The sequence below is a fragment of the Photobacterium sp. OFAV2-7 genome (assembly GCF_022347985.1).
In the GTDB taxonomy this organism is placed as follows: Bacteria; Pseudomonadota; Gammaproteobacteria; order Enterobacterales; family Vibrionaceae; genus Photobacterium.
On the sequence record NZ_JAKRFQ010000041.1, the window covers coordinates 1 to 14,997 of the forward strand.

A 14,997-nucleotide genomic window follows, 5' to 3' on the forward strand; every position below is an offset into this window, starting at 1 on the left:
CATTCTGACAAACGCCTCGGACGATCTCACCGTGTGCGTCACAACACTACCAAGCGGCAGGTTAAAATGCTGATGGACAAAACGCTCATGCATATCATCATGCTGATCAAAGGCCACCCCCGGTGCGGCCAGCAACCTGTCCCGTGTTACCCCGCCAGCAAAGTATTTATTGGCAAAGTCCGGACTGGCCACACAGAGAAAATCGACCCGCCCGAGGTAATCTGCCACGCACCCCGGCAGCGAGCTGGCCTCCATGCTGATCGCACCAACGACTTCGCCACTACGAAGTTTGTCTAAGGTCCTGGCCTCATCTTCCACCAGCAGGTTGAGTGCAATCCTGCGCGATTTCAACAGCGGACTCAATGCAGGTAACAACCAGGTCGCCAAGCTATCAGCATTGGTAGCCAGCGAGACAGACAATGGCTGACTGCTGTCATCCGGGGTAAGTTCAGGTAACAGCTCCTGTTCCAGCAACCGTACCCGGCGATAGAGGCCGAGCATTTTTTGCCCTGCCGGTGTCGGCCGCGGCGGCTGCTCGCGCACCAGCATTGGCTGGGCCATCAGCTTTTCTAACTGCTTGATCCTCTGAGATACTGCCGACTGGGTAATGCACAAATGTTCTGCCGCCCGCTCAAAGCCCCGCTGTGATATCACGGCATCCAAGGCTTCTATCCAACGGTAATCCAATCCTCGCATCGCTACTCCCCAGCATCATAAGCAAGTCTAATAATAGATAAATTTTATTAGTTGTACTTAATCCTACTGCCAAGAGTAAGCTTGCGCCATTAGAAACCGCCGTTGATTAATCTTTTTAGGAATAAGAACAAATGAGTATGTGGGTGTTATTACAAGGATTTGGCTTGGGTGCGAGCATGATCATCCCAATCGGGGCACAAAACGCGTATGTGTTAAACCAAGGCATCAAACGCAACCACCACCTGACGACGGCAACAGTCTGTAGTATCTGTGATGTCATCTTCATCAGTTTGGGGATCTTTGGCGGTGGAGCTCTTTTATCAAGTAATGAAACCTTGTTACTGTGTGTTACCTTAGGAGGCATCGCCTTTCTCACGCTGTACGGCACCATGTCGCTAAAAAGTGCCCTTGTATCAGCCGCTCATCAGGAACAGCAAGCTGAAGTGATAGCCCGGGGCCGACGAGGAGTCATTCTCGGAGCCCTTGCCGTAACGGTACTTAACCCACATTTGTACTTAGATACAGTGGTTATACTGGGGTCTATCGGCGGCCAGTTCGAAGGGCATGAGCGCATCGCGTTTGCCGCCGGCACTATCATGGCGTCCTTCGTCTGGTTCTACAGCCTGTCGATTGGGGCCGCCAAGCTGGGGCCAACACTATCAAAACCCCGGGTTAAACGGACAATTGACTGTCTGGTTGCCGCTATGATGTTCTTTATTGCAGCCCATCTGGCTCATGGTTTATTGGAGACTTACCTTGGCTAATGCATCCGCCGCTTCCCTTGAAGCGATTTATCAGCAAAATTTAACCTTGTTCAGTCGAACTGGCGTGGACTATCAATCATGGCAACATGCACCGATCCTCGACTTCGAGGAAGATGCCCGCATCGCCAAAGAGTTGGGCTGGACCGCGGCACCAACCAAAAGCCTGTTCATGAAAATCAAAGGGGGCGGCTTCTGCCTGCTGCTGACCCATAGAGACGGCAGGCTCGACAGCAAGTTAGTCAAGCAGTTACTAGGCAAGCGCGTTTCAGTCTGCAGCAATGAAGAAATGGTCGAGGCTATCGGCTGCGAGCCCGGCGCAGTATGTCCGTTCGCCCTGCCGGAAGACGTTAAGATCCTGGTTGATCCGGTTGTATTCAGCTATCCCGAGCTAATGTTCACGCCGGGTAAGCCGGATTTCACTTTTGCTTTCGCGAGCTCATCCCTGATAACGCTGCTGGAAGCACTGCCAAACACGGTTATCATGCTGCCTGAAAGAGAAACCGAGCAGGTATAACTAGCCGTTTTTCGGATTAAAAACGCGAATAAAGACGCTGATAAAGAAATGGAGCCATAAGGCTCCATTTTTATGTTCGATCTGTGTGATTAACTTTCGATTTTATTGAGATGCACATCCATCTGTGGATATGGAATGCCGATATTTTCTTTATCCAGCTCTTCTTTGATTGCTTGCAGCAAGTCAAAATACACTCCCCAATAATCTTCTGTCTTCACCCAAGGGCGCACAGCAAAGTTTACCGAAGAATCAGCCAATGTCAGTACACCAATTGTTGGTGCCGGATCTTTCAAAATACGGTCTTCGACTTCAATCACCCGGGTCAGTACGGCTTTGGTATGTTTTAGATCTGCGTCATAAGACACGCCAATCACCAAGTCGATACGGCGGGTTGCATGCCGTGAGTAGTTAGTGATGGCACCACCAATGACAGACGAGTTCGGAACAACAACCATCTTGTTATCCGGTGTATTCAGAATAGTTGAAAACACCTGAATAGACTCCACCGATCCGGAAACACCGCCAATTTCGACAAAATCTCCGGACTTGAACGGACGAAAAGCGACAATCAACACACCGGCGGCAAAATTTGACAGCGACCCCTGTAGAGCCAGGCCGACAGCAAGACCAGCGGCACCGATCACTGCAACAACAGAAGCAGTCTGAACCCCAATTCGCCCAAGAGCGGCGATCAACACAATCACAAACAATAGATAGCGTACTAGCGAGTGCAGAAACTCGACAACCGCTTCATCCATGTCTTTCTTACGAAGCACCTTGGCTACGCCATTGGCAATCCCCTTAGTGATCATGTTACCAATGAACAAAATCAGTAAAGCGGAAAGAATGTTCACCCCATATTGGATCAGCAGCTCTTGGTTATCTGCCACCCAGGTTCCCGCATTCAATACCCCGTTGGTTAACTCATTATCCTTAATAGTTCCGACAACGGTATCTGCTACGGTTTCAGCCACACTTTCGCTCATTCTTATCTCTTCCTGCTAATGCTGTTTCTTATTCCACAATGGGTTATGGACGCATAAATCTACTTAGGGCCAAAAACACCAAATCCCTCCGCAATCAACACTATAACTGCACTTTTTAGTGTGAGGCAATCATCTGCGAGCAGGATAATACTCCTATCGATGTCCGGCACCAACAGAAAATAGATCTGATAAATAAAGCCCCGTAACGAAAAAAGCCCGCTAATGCGGGCTTTTCAATCATTGTGACTTAAGCGTCAGACGCAAAATTATAGTACGTCGATTGCGTTAAGGTCAGCGAATGCTTTCTCAAGACGAGCAACCATAGAAGCCTGACCAGCACGTAGCCATACGCGTGGGTCGTAGTACTTCTTGTTTGGCGCATCTTCACCAGTTGGGTTACCGATCTGGCCTTGTAGGTAGTCGCGGTTTTCAGCTTCGTACTTACGGATACCGTCCCAAGTTGCCCACTGAGTATCAGTATCAATGTTCATTTTGATAACACCGTAGCCGATAGACTCTTGGATTTCAGCTTCAGTTGAGCCAGAACCACCGTGGAATACGAAGTTTAGCGCGTTAGGTGCGATACCGAACTTCTCTGCACAGTATGCCTGAGAATCACGTAGGATTGTTGGAGTCAGTACAACGTTACCTGGCTTGTATACGCCGTGTACGTTACCGAAAGATGCCGCGATAGTGAAACGGTGGCTAACAGCGTTCAGTTTCTCGTATGCGTAAGCAACGTCTTCTGGAGAAGTGTATAGCTCAGACTGATCCATATCAGTGTTGTCTACGCCATCTTCTTCACCACCAGTACAACCAAGTTCGATCTCGATTGTCATACCCATCTTAGCCATGCGCTCTAGGTACTTAGCACATGTTTCGATGTTCTCTTCCAGAGACTCTTCAGAAAGGTCTAGCATGTGAGAAGAGAATAGAGGCTTACCAGTTTGAGCGAAGAACTCTTCACCCGCGTCTAGCAGACCGTCGATCCATGGCAGAAGTTTCTTAGCTGCGTGGTCAGTGTGTAGGATAACTGGCACACCGTAAGCTTCAGCTACAGCGTGAACATATTTAGCACCAGCTACAGCACCAAGGATTTGAGCACCTTGACCTTCAAGTTTAACGCCTTTACCAGCGAAGAAAGCTGCACCGCCGTTTGAGAACTGAACAACAACCGGAGATTTAACTTTAGCTGCTGCTTCTAGTACTGCGTTTACAGAGTCAGTACCTACAACGTTTACTGCAGGAAGAGCGAATTTGTTTTCTTTCGCTACTTCAAATACTTTCTGTACGTCGTCGCCAGAAATAACACCAGGTTTTACGAAATCGAAGATCTTAGACATAACAATAGTCCTATTTACCTTGTTGTCTGTATTAAATATAAATCTTTGCAAACGTTTGCTACTGGGCAAGTATTCTATAAAAACTTGATCTAATTCACAATCGTTTATCGGCCGGGAGACTGGCTCCCGGCCAAAATTAATTAAGCTTTTGCACGCTCTTCTAGCATAGCAACTGCTGGTAGTACTTTACCTTCAACAAACTCAAGGAATGCACCGCCACCTGTAGAGATGTAAGAAACGTCAGCCTTGATACCGAACTTGTCGATTGCAGCTAGCGTGTCACCACCACCAGCGACAGAGAAACCTTCAGATTCTGCAATTGCTTTAGAAATACCCGCTGTACCTGCTTCGAAGTTCTTGAACTCGAATACGCCAACTGGGCCGTTCCAAAGAATAGTCTTCGCGTTACCGATAATTTCAGCAAGCGCTGCAGTTGAATCTGGACCCAGGTCGAAGATCATGTCGTCGTCAGCAACTTCAGAAACGTGTTTGATTTCAGCTTCTGCGTTTTCATCGAACGCTTTCGCACATGCAACGTCAGTTGCAACTGGGATAGAGCACTCTTTCATTAGTTTTTGAGCAGTTTCAACTAGGTCTGCTTCGTACAGTGATTTACCAACGTTGTGGCCTTCAGCTGCAATGAAAGTGTTCGCGATGCCGCCACCAACAACCAGCTGGTCAGCAACTTTAGATAGAGACTCAAGAACAGTCAGCTTAGTAGAAACTTTTGAACCACCAACGATAGCAACTAGTGGACGCTCTGGGTTGTCCATTGCTTTACCTAGTGCTTCAAGCTCAGCAGCAAGTAGAGGACCTGCACATGCTACAGGAGCGTAAGTACCTACACCGTGAGTAGATGCCTGAGCACGGTGAGCAGTACCGAATGCATCCATAACAAAGATGTCACAAAGTGCAGCGTACTTCTTAGATAGCTCTTCTTCGTTCTTCTTCTCGCCTTTGTTGAAGCGAACGTTTTCAAGAACAACCAGCTCACCGGCGTTTAGTTCAAGGCCTTCCAGGTAGTCTTTCGCTAGTTTAACGTCACAGTCCAGTGCGTCGTTTAGGTAGTTAACTACAGGAGCTAGAGAGAACTCTTCTGCATATTCGCCTTCAGTCGGACGACCCAGGTGAGAAGTAACCATTACTTTAGCGCCAGCTTCCAGGCAACGCTTGATAGTAGGCAGAGATGCAAGAATACGTGCATCAGAAGTTACTTTACCGTCTTTTACTGGTACGTTCAGGTCAGCACGGATAAATACGCGTTTACCTGCTAGTTCCAGGTCAGTCATCTTGATTACAGACATGGTTTGTCCTCTCAACATTGATTAATTTAAAGTCAAAGTTTTTGTCGACCCGGCGTCACTGCCAGGCCCAATAATTCTTACAGCTTTTCTGCTGTCGCCACGCGATGTTCGGTTGCGTGCATGGCCAACGCGGTATCTAACATCCGGTTGGCAAATCCCCATTCGTTATCACACCATACCAGCAGCTTGAGCAAGTGCTGGTTACTGACACGGGTTTGGGTGCCATCAACAATCGCGCTATGAGGATCGTGATTGAAGTCTATTGAGACAAGTGGTGCTTCGGTGTAATCCACGATAGAGGCTAATGTACAACGAGATGCCTCTGCCAGTGATTGATTTACGTCATTAACTTTCACATTTGTTTTAACTGTGACACTTAAATCCATCGCTGTGACGTTAATTGTCGGTACGCGCACAGAGATCGCTTCAAATTTGTCAGAAAATTTCGGAAAAATACGACCAATTCCAAGATGAAGTTTAGTATCAACAGGAATAATTGACTGACTGGCTGCGCGGGTACGGCGTAAATCGGAGTGGTAGGCATCAATGACCTGCTGGTCATTCATTGCAGAGTGGATAGTAGTAATTGTGCCGGACTCAATGCCGAAGGCTTCATCCAATACCTTGATAACAGGGACAATACAGTTGGTGGTACAGGAACCATTGGAAACGATACGGTGCTCTGGCTTGAGCGAATCATGGTTCACACCATAAATGATGGTATTGTCGATGTCATTATCGGCCGGATGGGAAAATAACACTTTACCAGCACCTGCCTTAATGTGCGCCTCACCATCGGCTCGGGAGCCATAGATACCGGTACAGTCAAGAACGATATCGACGTCGAGGTCCTGCCATGGCAGCAAATTTATCTCGGGCTGGTGCAGGATGCGGATACTGTCCTGTTCGCCATTATCATGGGCAATAAACAGGTGCTCCTGGTCATGGGTGACAGGCTTATGAAAACGGCCATGGCTGGTGTCATATTGCAGCAGGTGAGCCATAGCTTCCGGCTCAGCCAACTCGTTGACTGCCACGACTTTAATCTGATGATGTTTACCGCTTTCGTACAATGCGCGAAGCACACTGCGCCCGATACGGCCAAATCCATTAATTGCGACTTTAAGTGTCATATCCGTGCTACATAATTACTAAGCCGCGTTAGTGTATACCAAGCATCGCTCAGAATCACCCTAATTGTGACAGCTATCACCACAGAGGTAAAAAATGCCTTTAGATCATAAAGATAAACTCAAAAAACCACCAAAAAACGAGCTAATCAAAGCCCTCAAATAGCATTTCTTACCTGTTTTTGACACAAAAAAGGCCCCCAGAGGAGGCCTTTTTTTCATTCTTCGAAATTAATCACTGTATTCTGTGATTAGTCTGTATAAAACAGCAGCTCGAAAAATTAAGCGAGTAGCTCTTTTGCTGTCTCAACAACATTGTCGACCGTAAAGCCGAACATCTTGAACAGTTCACCCGCTGGTGCTGATTCACCGAAGGTCGTCATACCGATAATACGGCCGTCGAAACCAACGTACTTGTACCAGAAGTCAGCAATACCCGCTTCAACCGCGATGCGTGCTGTTACATCTGATGGCAAAACTGCTTCACGGTAAGCTGCGTCTTGCTTGTCGAATGCATCTGTTGACGGCATAGAAACAACGCGTACTTTCTTGCCTTCGGCTGTTAGCTGTGCTGCCGCTTCTACTGCCAGCTCAACTTCAGAACCGGTTGCAATCAGGATCAGCTCAGGCTTGCCTTCGCAATCTTTCAGGATATAGCCACCCTTAGCGATGTCAGCAACCTGTGCTGCGGTACGCTCTTGCTGAGCCAGGTTCTGGCGCGAGAAGATCAGCGATGACGGGCCGTCTTTACGCTCGATAGCCAGTTTCCAGGCCACTGCAGATTCAACCTGATCACATGGACGCCATGTGCTCATGTTCGGCGTTAGACGCAGAGAGGCAATTTGCTCAACAGGCTGGTGAGTCGGGCCGTCTTCACCCAGACCGATTGAGTCGTGCGTGTAAACCTGGATGTTCTGCACTTTCATCAGTGCTGCCATACGCATTGCATTACGCGCGTATTCCATAAACATCAGGAAGGTTGCGCCGTATGGTACGAAGCCGCCGTGCAGCGCAATACCGTTCATGATGGCTGTCATACCGAACTCACGCACACCGTAGTGGATGTAGTTGCCCGATGCGTCTTCAGCTGTCAGAGACTTAGAACCAGACCACATAGTCAGGTTTGATGGGGCAAGGTCTGCTGAGCCGCCCATGAACTCAGGAAGCATCTGACCAAACGCTTCCAGAGCGTTTTGTGATGCTTTACGTGATGCAATGTTCGCAGGATTAGCCTGAAGATCGGCAATGATTTGGCTGGCTTTTTCTTCCCACTGAGCAGGCAGCTCGCCATTCACGCGACGCTTGTACTCAGCCGCTAGCTCTGGGTGAGCTGCCGCGTACGCGTCAAATTTTGTGTTCCATGCCGCTTCTTTCGCTGCACCGGTTTCTTTGGCATCCCACTGTGTCGCAATGTCAGCCGGGATTTCAAACGGACCGTGGTTCCAGCCCAGGAATTCGCGTGCAGCTGCGATTTCGTCATGGCCAAGAGGCGCACCGTGACAGTCATGCGAGCCCGCTTTGTTTGGTGAACCGAAACCAATGATGGTCTTGGTACAAATCAGTGTCGGACGACCTGTGTCTGCTTTCGCCGCTTCGATTGCAGCATTGATAGCTTCCGGATCGTGACCGTCAACAGCCGGGATTACATGCCAGCCGTAAGATTCGAAACGCTTAGGCGTATCGTCAGAGAACCAGCCTTCCACTTCACCGTCGATAGAGATGCCGTTGTCATCCCAGAAGGCAATCAGCTTACCAAGACCAAGGGTACCGGCAAGCGAGCACGCCTCGTGAGAGATACCTTCCATCAGACAGCCATCGCCCATAAACACGTAAGTGTGGTGGTCGACAATGTCGTGGCCTTCACGGTTGAACTGAGCCGCCAGTGATTTTTCTGCCAGCGCCATACCTACGGCATTGGTAATTCCCTGACCCAGCGGACCCGTTGTCGTTTCGACACCCGGCGCATAACCGTATTCCGGGTGGCCCGGTGTTTTTGAATGCAGTTGACGGAAGTTTTTCAGATCGTCGATAGACAGATCATAACCTGTCAGATGAAGCAGAGAATAAATCAGCATTGAACCGTGGCCGTTAGACAGAACAAAACGGTCGCGATCAGCCCACTGTGGGTTTTGTGGGTTGTGGTTCATGTGGCCACGCCACAGGACTTCAGCGATATCTGCCATCCCCATAGGTGCACCAGGGTGGCCAGAGTTGGCTTGTTGAACACCATCCATGCTCAGGGCGCGGATTGCATTAGCAAGATCTTTACGAGAAGACATGTCTGCTCCAGAAATTCGTAGACTATTGTATTGTAGTTATTTACCAATCTGTAACTGCGGTAAAGTAACCTAGATTCGGCGGGCGGGTATTGTCGCAAAGTCTGCCCCCAGACTGCAAACGTTTTCCTGAAGAAAATGAGCACTATTTCAATAAGCTGTCATCCCCCACATTTGCAAATTGGACGTTAAGACCCTGAAAGGTAAACGTTTGCCTTTGCGATACATCTATCACCTTACAATTCACAGTGTTGATTTTAAGCCGAATATAAGTATTATGGCCGTCTAGACGGAGGTAGCTCTATACATTCAAACGTATATCCATATGCGTTTTTCTTATGAAAGCCTTTTATTTCAGAGCACCTTTTTATCAATATTCAGCCAAATAAGAGTGAGTGTACGCATGTCAAAGCACCTGTTTACTTCTGAGTCCGTATCAGAAGGCCATCCGGATAAAATTGCCGACCAGATTTCTGATGCAGTCCTGGATGCGATCCTGGAACAAGACCCAAAAGCACGTGTTGCGTGTGAAACTTACGTTAAAACCGGCATGGTAATGGTAGGTGGTGAAATTACTACCTCTGCCTGGGTTGATATCGAAGAAATTACCCGTCAAACCGTGCGTGAAATCGGCTATGTCCACTCAGACATGGGCTTTGATGCCAACTCTTGTGCTGTACTGAGCGCCATCGGCAAGCAGTCTCCGGACATCAACCAGGGTGTTGACCGTGAAGACCCTCGCGATCTGGGTGCAGGCGACCAGGGCATCATGTTCGGCTACGCGACCAACGAAACTGACGTGCTAATGCCAGCGCCGGTTACCTATGCTCACCGCCTTGTAGAGCGTCAGGCTAAAATCCGTAAGAACGGCACCCTGCCATGGCTACGTCCGGATGCAAAAAGCCAGGTAACTTTTGCTTACGACCAAGGCAAGATTGTTGGTATTGATGCCGTTGTTCTTTCTACCCAGCACTGTGACAGCATCGAACTGCCAGTTCTGCAGGAAGCAGTAATGGAAGAAATCATCAAGCCGGTACTGCCTTCTGAGTGGCTGAACAAAGAAACCAAATTCTTCATTAACCCAACCGGCCGTTTCGTTATCGGTGGCCCAATGGGTGACTGTGGTCTGACGGGTCGTAAGATCATCGTTGATACCTACGGCGGTGCAGCACGTCACGGTGGCGGCGCATTCTCTGGTAAAGATCCATCGAAGGTTGACCGTTCTGCAGCATACGCGGCACGTTATGTTGCCAAGAACATCGTTGCTGCTGGTCTGGCTGATCGTTGTGAAATTCAGCTTTCATACGCTATCGGTGTTGCTGATCCAACATCAATCATGGTTGAGACGTTCGGCACCGAAAAAGTGTCTCACGATGTTATCGTTGAAGCGGTACGCCAGCACTTTGACCTACGTCCATACGGCCTGATCGAAATGCTTGACCTGCTTCAGCCGATCTACCAGAAGACGGCGGCATACGGCCACTTTGGTCGTGAAGAATTCCCTTGGGAAGCAACCGACAAAGCAGAAATGCTACGCGACTTCGCTAACATTAAGTAAGCGACAGCGAACTGATTCTAAAAAGGAAGCTTCGGCTTCCTTTTTTGTTGTCTGTAACAAGGGGATGCCCTTATTGTCGCCCTCTCCCAAACGCTTTATACTCCCCACTCCACCAGCCACGCACAGCGACTCATGTCTTCACTCCAGTCACAAGTTATCGCCAGAGTCGAGCAGTGTATCGCACATGCCAACCAGCGACTCAACAAGCGCCTGCCAATACCGACAGTCAGTTTCAGACAACGGGGAAAAATTGCCGGAAGTGCCCGCCTGCAGGACTGGGAAGTGCGTTTTAATCCCGTGTTACTGGAAGAAAACCCGCAGGCATTTCTCGACGAGGTCGTCCCTCACGAGGTCGCCCATCTTGTGACCTTCAAATTGTTTGGCAAAGTGCGCCCGCACGGTCGCGAATGGCAAATCATCATGACCGAGGTCTTTAGGATTCCGGCACGAACAACCCACAGCTTTGATGTCTCTTCGGTACAAGGCACCACCTACCAGTATCGGTGCAGCTGCAGCGAACACCAGCTCACGGTTCGCCGCCACAACAAAGTGCAGCGAAAGCAGGCGACCTATCACTGCCGGCGCTGCCAACAACCACTACAGGCTGTTTGACGACGACACTGGCTGCAAAGCAAAATGTAATTTTCCTTTTTAAAAAGAGTGAACTGCTTCTAAAACTCACATTCAGTGATAGTCTTGTCAGATAGAGTTCTAACAATAAGACGTCATATGCAGTGTAATTTTAAGTGGCTCGGCCTCGGGTTCCTGTTTCCGGCCATCGTTCTGGCAGCTCCCCCCTCTTCGTTTAGCAAAGCAAAGAAAATCGCGGTCGGTATTTACCAGGATCACCCTGTCAGCTTCTACTGCGGCTGCGACATCGAATGGCACGGTAAAAAAGGCATTCCGGGCTTAGATAGCTGCGGCTACCAGGTACGTAAACAGCAAAAACGAGCCAGCCGTATCGAGTGGGAACACGTTGTTCCGGCCTGGCAGTTCGGGCACCAGCTACAATGCTGGCAAGATGGCGGTCGCAGAAATTGCGGCAAAGATCCTAGATTCCGCGTAATGGAAGCCGACCTTCATAACCTGACGCCGGCCGTCGGAGAGGTCAACGGCGACCGCTCGAACTACAACTTCCGTCCCTGGAACGGGCAACAGGGTGCTCACTACGGCCAATGCGAAATGAAAGTTGATTTTAAAGCCCGCAGAGCCGATCCTCCGGCTTCGACACGAGGGGCTATTGCGCGGATCTACCTGTACATGAGCGACGAATACCCCTTCCGCCTGTCGGGCCAACAACGCCAGCTCATGGAAGCCTGGAACAGGCAGTATCCCGTCACGGCCTGGGAATGTGAGCGCGACAGAAGAATTGCCGATATTCAGTATAACAACAACCCTTATGTGCTTCGTGCCTGCCAAGAGCAAGGGCTTTAGTCACATACTCCTTTATTGATAAAAACAGTATTACCACTCATCTGGTAATACTGTTTTACCGGCAAGAAATCCTTTCTCAGCCTTGTAATTTCACCTTTCGGCATCCATGTACTATTTAATGACACTGAACTCACAACTGCATTCACAACAAGAGTTGATATAATGCAGCGAGATAATAACTAACAGGTTATTGAGATAGCCATGAGAATCCCACGTATTTACCACCCTGAGCGACTTCCAGAACAGGGAAAGGTTATGCTCAGCGATGATGCCGCCAACCACGTCGGCCGTGTCATGCGTATGCAGGCAGGCCAGGAAGTACTGCTGTTTGACGGCAGTGATGCCGAGTTTCCCGCAGTGATCACCAACGCCAGCAAAAAAAGCGTTGAAGTCGACATCCAAAGCCGCCGCGAGAACAGTGTCGAATCGCCGTTGAATATCCACCTTGGCCAAGTCATCTCGCGGGGTGAGAAAATGGAATTCACCATCCAGAAGTCGGTCGAGTTGGGTGTAATGACGATTACCCCACTGATTTCCGAGCGCTGCGGGGTAAAGCTGAATGCCGAGCGTTTTGAGAAGAAACTGGCCCAATGGCAAAAAATCGCCGTCAGTGCCTGTGAGCAGTGCGGCCGAAATACCGTGCCGGAAATCCGTCCGGTCATGAAGCTGGAAGACTGGTGTGCAGAAGAGTATGAAGGACTCAAGCTAAACCTGCATCCTCGAGCCAGTTACTCAATAAACACTTTGCCGGAACCCGTTACCAAGGTGCGATTGCTGATCGGACCGGAAGGTGGCCTGTCAGCCGAAGAAATCGGTATGACAGAGCAGTACCAATTCGATGAAATATTACTCGGCCCGCGAGTTCTGCGTACCGAAACCACGGCGATGACCGCAATCACCGCCTTACAAGTCCGCTTTGGCGACTTAGGCTAACCAGGCCAACGACTGACTAGGAGAAAGAAATGATCAAACTGGGTATCGTGATGGATCCGATCGAATCCATCAACATTAAAAAAGATTCCAGCTTTGCCATGATGATGGAAGCGCAGCGTCGTGGCTGGGAAATCCATTATATGGAAATGAACGACCTCTCACTGGAGCAAGGCAAGGCCGTTGCCCGTACCCGTGTGGTTAGCCTGAAAGAAGATCCAAATGGCTGGTACGAATTTCACAACGAGCAGGAAATCTCCCTGTCCGAGCTGGATGCCGTACTAATGCGTAAAGATCCGCCTTTTGATACCGAATATATTTATGCAACCTATATTCTTGAGCGTGCCGAAAACGAAGGCGCCTTGATCGTCAACGAGCCCCGCAGCCTGCGCGACTGCAATGAAAAGTTGTTTACGGCCTGGTTCCCGGATCTGACGCCGACCACCGTTGTCACCCGCCGTGCCGACAAGATCAAGGCTTTCCACCAGGAGCACGGTGATGTGATCCTGAAGCCTCTTGACGGTATGGGCGGCTCATCCGTCTTCCGGGTGATGAAGAACGATCCGAATGTCTCGGTGATCATCGAGACATTGACCAACCACGGCCAGAACTACTGCATGGCACAAACCTTTGTGCCGGATATCAGCAACGGTGACAAACGCATTCTGGTGGTTGACGGCGAGCCAATGCCATATTGCTTGGCCCGGATCCCAGCCAAAGGCGAAACCCGAGGTAACCTGGCAGCAGGTGGTCGGGGCGAAGCCCGTCCGATCAGCGAGACCGATCGTAAAATTGCAGAAACCGTTGCCCCAGTGCTAAAAGAGAAAGGCCTGATCTTTGTCGGCCTTGATGTTATCGGTGACAAGCTTACCGAGATCAACGTCACCAGCCCGACGTGTATTCGTGAAATCGAAGCTGCCTTTGATATCTCAATCACCGGCAAGCTGATGGACGCCATTGAGCGTCGCGTAAACGCTTAATTAGCCTCGATAATATAAACGCAGCCTGCAAACTGGGCTGCGTTTTTGTACGTATCCCGAACTGTTACGTATAAGACGTAAATACCATTTCTAACAAATAGTCGGCATACTGTAAGTAACAGGATATGTTGTAGGTGCACACGAATGAATCTGACTAATCATTTTCTGGTTGCCATGCCCAGCATGCAGGATCCGAATTTCAAGGGCAGCGTTGTCTATGTCTGCGAACATAATGACGATGGTGCCATGGGTATTGTCATTAACCTGCCTATCGATATTTCTGTAGGCAATATGCTTGAGCAAATTGAAGTTGAGCGCGAGCTACCGGTAAACAACCCGGCGAGCCTTGAACAACCCGTATTTAATGGTGGTCCGGTATCCGGCGATCGCGGTTTCGTCCTTCACTTACACCTGCAAGAAGGTCAGTTCGACTCAAGTATCAACATTACCGAACAGGTATCGGTCACCACCTCCAAGGACATCTTGCCGCTACTCGGTACCAGCGAGGCGCCGGAGAAATTTCTGGTCGCACTCGGCTACGCCGGATGGACGGCCGGACAGCTTGAGCGAGAACTGGCTGAAAATACCTGGTTAACCACTGAAGCCGATCCGGATGTTGTTTTCAACACCCCAGTCAACGAGCGCTGGGATAAAGCTGTTGCCCAGCTCGGCATTAACTCGGCCCACCTTTCTATTGATACAGGACATGCATGAGTAACTCACGCAGCGTATTAGCATTTGACTATGGCACCAAAAGTATTGGTGTCGCCATCGGCCAGGAGCTGACAGGCACAGCCACACCTCTTGCCGCACTAAAAGCCAAAGACGGTATCCCGAGCTGGGATGCTATCGAGAAGATCCTCAACGAATGGCAACCGGATCTGGTTGTCGTCGGCCTGCCGCTCGATTTGGAAGGTGGGGAACTTGAGGCCATCACCCCGCGGGCGAAAAAGTTCGCCAACCGCCTTCATGGTCGCTTCGGCTATCAGGTTGAACTTCATGATGAGCGCCTGAGCACCGTTGAAGCCCGTTCCGAGCTGTTTGATCGTGGCGGTTACCGCTCGCTCAGCAAAGGCAATATC

At 49.6% G+C, this 14,997-nt stretch carries 15 protein-coding genes; 9 read left to right on the forward strand and 6 right to left on the reverse strand.

Annotation, left to right across the window (positions count from 1 at the left end):
• Positions 1–696: LysR family transcriptional regulator ArgP (locus tag MHN01_RS05090; protein ID WP_239410325.1), on the reverse strand; the 696-nt coding region annotated here is incomplete at its 3' end.
• Between the two features lie 131 nt (positions 697–827).
• On the opposite strand from MHN01_RS05090, the gene MHN01_RS05095 reads away from it, so the two are divergent.
• Together MHN01_RS05095 and MHN01_RS05100 are read left to right on the forward strand one after the other, a co-directional pair.
• Positions 828–1,460 (forward strand): LysE/ArgO family amino acid transporter, encoded by a 633-nt coding sequence (locus MHN01_RS05095; RefSeq protein ID WP_239410326.1) that lies wholly within the window; start codon positions 828–830, stop codon positions 1,458–1,460.
• Complete coding sequence (locus MHN01_RS05100) at positions 1,432–1,974, forward strand: YbaK/EbsC family protein (RefSeq protein ID WP_239410327.1); 543 nt, start codon at positions 1,432–1,434, stop codon at positions 1,972–1,974. Before MHN01_RS05095 ends, MHN01_RS05100 begins: the two co-directional genes overlap by 29 nt.
• A gap of 89 nt (positions 1,975–2,063) precedes the next feature.
• Here the strand turns inward: MHN01_RS05100 and mscS are convergent, their stop codons facing one another.
• The 5 genes from mscS to tkt all read right to left on the reverse strand — a co-directional run bounded on the left by mscS (position 2,064) and on the right by tkt (position 9,016).
• Positions 2,064–2,960: a small-conductance mechanosensitive channel MscS gene (mscS, locus tag MHN01_RS05105; protein ID WP_239410328.1), complete on the reverse strand. Its 897-nt coding sequence runs from the start codon at positions 2,958–2,960 to the stop codon at positions 2,064–2,066.
• Positions 2,961–3,226: 266 nt separating this feature from the next.
• Entirely contained in the window at positions 3,227–4,303 is a 1,077-nt protein-coding gene (gene fbaA / locus MHN01_RS05110; RefSeq protein WP_239410329.1) for a class II fructose-bisphosphate aldolase, read from the reverse strand.
• Positions 4,304–4,443: 140 nt separating this feature from the next.
• Positions 4,444–5,607 carry a phosphoglycerate kinase gene (locus tag MHN01_RS05115; protein ID WP_239410330.1) on the reverse strand — a complete coding sequence of 388 codons (1,164 nt, stop codon included), beginning with the start codon at positions 5,605–5,607 and terminating at the stop codon, positions 4,444–4,446.
• Positions 5,608–5,684: 77 nt separating this feature from the next.
• On the reverse strand, positions 5,685–6,740 hold the full coding sequence (gene epd, locus MHN01_RS05120; protein ID WP_239410331.1) for an erythrose-4-phosphate dehydrogenase: 1,056 nt from the start codon (positions 6,738–6,740) through the stop codon (positions 5,685–5,687).
• 278 nt (positions 6,741–7,018) lie between these two features.
• The gene (gene tkt / locus MHN01_RS05125; protein ID WP_239410332.1) at positions 7,019–9,016 is read right to left on the reverse strand and encodes a transketolase; all 1,998 of its coding nucleotides are present in this window, start codon (positions 9,014–9,016) and stop codon (positions 7,019–7,021) included.
• A gap of 400 nt (positions 9,017–9,416) precedes the next feature.
• On the opposite strand from tkt, the gene metK reads away from it, so the two are divergent.
• The 7 genes from metK to ruvX all read left to right on the forward strand — a co-directional run.
• Positions 9,417–10,571, forward strand: a complete 1,155-nt coding sequence (metK, locus tag MHN01_RS05130) for a methionine adenosyltransferase (protein WP_075763138.1) — start codon at positions 9,417–9,419, stop codon at positions 10,569–10,571.
• A gap of 132 nt (positions 10,572–10,703) precedes the next feature.
• Complete coding sequence (locus MHN01_RS05135; protein WP_239410333.1) at positions 10,704–11,183, forward strand: SprT family zinc-dependent metalloprotease; 480 nt, start codon at positions 10,704–10,706, stop codon at positions 11,181–11,183.
• A 117-nt stretch (positions 11,184–11,300) separates the two neighbouring features.
• On the forward strand, positions 11,301–12,005 hold the full coding sequence (locus MHN01_RS05140) for an endonuclease (RefSeq protein ID WP_239410334.1): 705 nt from the start codon (positions 11,301–11,303) through the stop codon (positions 12,003–12,005).
• A gap of 201 nt (positions 12,006–12,206) precedes the next feature.
• Complete coding sequence (gene rsmE, locus MHN01_RS05145) at positions 12,207–12,938, forward strand: 16S rRNA (uracil(1498)-N(3))-methyltransferase (protein WP_239410335.1); 732 nt, start codon at positions 12,207–12,209, stop codon at positions 12,936–12,938.
• A gap of 29 nt (positions 12,939–12,967) precedes the next feature.
• Positions 12,968–13,915 (forward strand): glutathione synthase, encoded by a 948-nt coding sequence (gshB, locus tag MHN01_RS05150; RefSeq protein WP_239410336.1) that lies wholly within the window; start codon positions 12,968–12,970, stop codon positions 13,913–13,915.
• A gap of 144 nt (positions 13,916–14,059) precedes the next feature.
• The gene (locus MHN01_RS05155; RefSeq protein ID WP_239410337.1) at positions 14,060–14,629 is read left to right on the forward strand and encodes a YqgE/AlgH family protein; all 570 of its coding nucleotides are present in this window, start codon (positions 14,060–14,062) and stop codon (positions 14,627–14,629) included.
• Positions 14,626–14,997 (forward strand): Holliday junction resolvase RuvX (ruvX, locus tag MHN01_RS05160; RefSeq protein WP_239410338.1); only part of this gene is annotated, 372 nt, incomplete at its 3' end. The genes MHN01_RS05155 and ruvX, both read left to right, overlap by 4 nt.

Bases quoted from the DNA above. Each gene is read 5' to 3' on its own strand.
- mscS (WP_239410328.1), bottom strand. From the start codon at position 2,960: ATGAGCGAAAGTGTGGCTGAAACCGTAGCAGATACCGTTGTCGGAACT.
- MHN01_RS05155 (WP_239410337.1), top strand. From the start codon at position 14,060: ATGAATCTGACTAATCATTTTCTGGTTGCCATGCCCAGCATGCAGGAT.
- fbaA (WP_239410329.1), bottom strand. From the start codon at position 4,303: ATGTCTAAGATCTTCGATTTCGTAAAACCTGGTGTTATTTCTGGCGAC.
- rsmE (WP_239410335.1), top strand. From the start codon at position 12,207: ATGAGAATCCCACGTATTTACCACCCTGAGCGACTTCCAGAACAGGGA.
- gshB (WP_239410336.1), top strand. From the start codon at position 12,968: ATGATCAAACTGGGTATCGTGATGGATCCGATCGAATCCATCAACATT.
- MHN01_RS05115 (WP_239410330.1), bottom strand. From the start codon at position 5,607: ATGTCTGTAATCAAGATGACTGACCTGGAACTAGCAGGTAAACGCGTA.
- epd (WP_239410331.1), bottom strand. From the start codon at position 6,740: ATGACACTTAAAGTCGCAATTAATGGATTTGGCCGTATCGGGCGCAGT.
- MHN01_RS05095 (WP_239410326.1), top strand. From the start codon at position 828: ATGAGTATGTGGGTGTTATTACAAGGATTTGGCTTGGGTGCGAGCATG.
- MHN01_RS05140 (WP_239410334.1), top strand. From the start codon at position 11,301: ATGCAGTGTAATTTTAAGTGGCTCGGCCTCGGGTTCCTGTTTCCGGCC.
- metK (WP_075763138.1), top strand. From the start codon at position 9,417: ATGTCAAAGCACCTGTTTACTTCTGAGTCCGTATCAGAAGGCCATCCG.
- tkt (WP_239410332.1), bottom strand. From the start codon at position 9,016: ATGTCTTCTCGTAAAGATCTTGCTAATGCAATCCGCGCCCTGAGCATG.
- MHN01_RS05100 (WP_239410327.1), top strand. From the start codon at position 1,432: ATGGTTTATTGGAGACTTACCTTGGCTAATGCATCCGCCGCTTCCCTT.
- MHN01_RS05135 (WP_239410333.1), top strand. From the start codon at position 10,704: ATGTCTTCACTCCAGTCACAAGTTATCGCCAGAGTCGAGCAGTGTATC.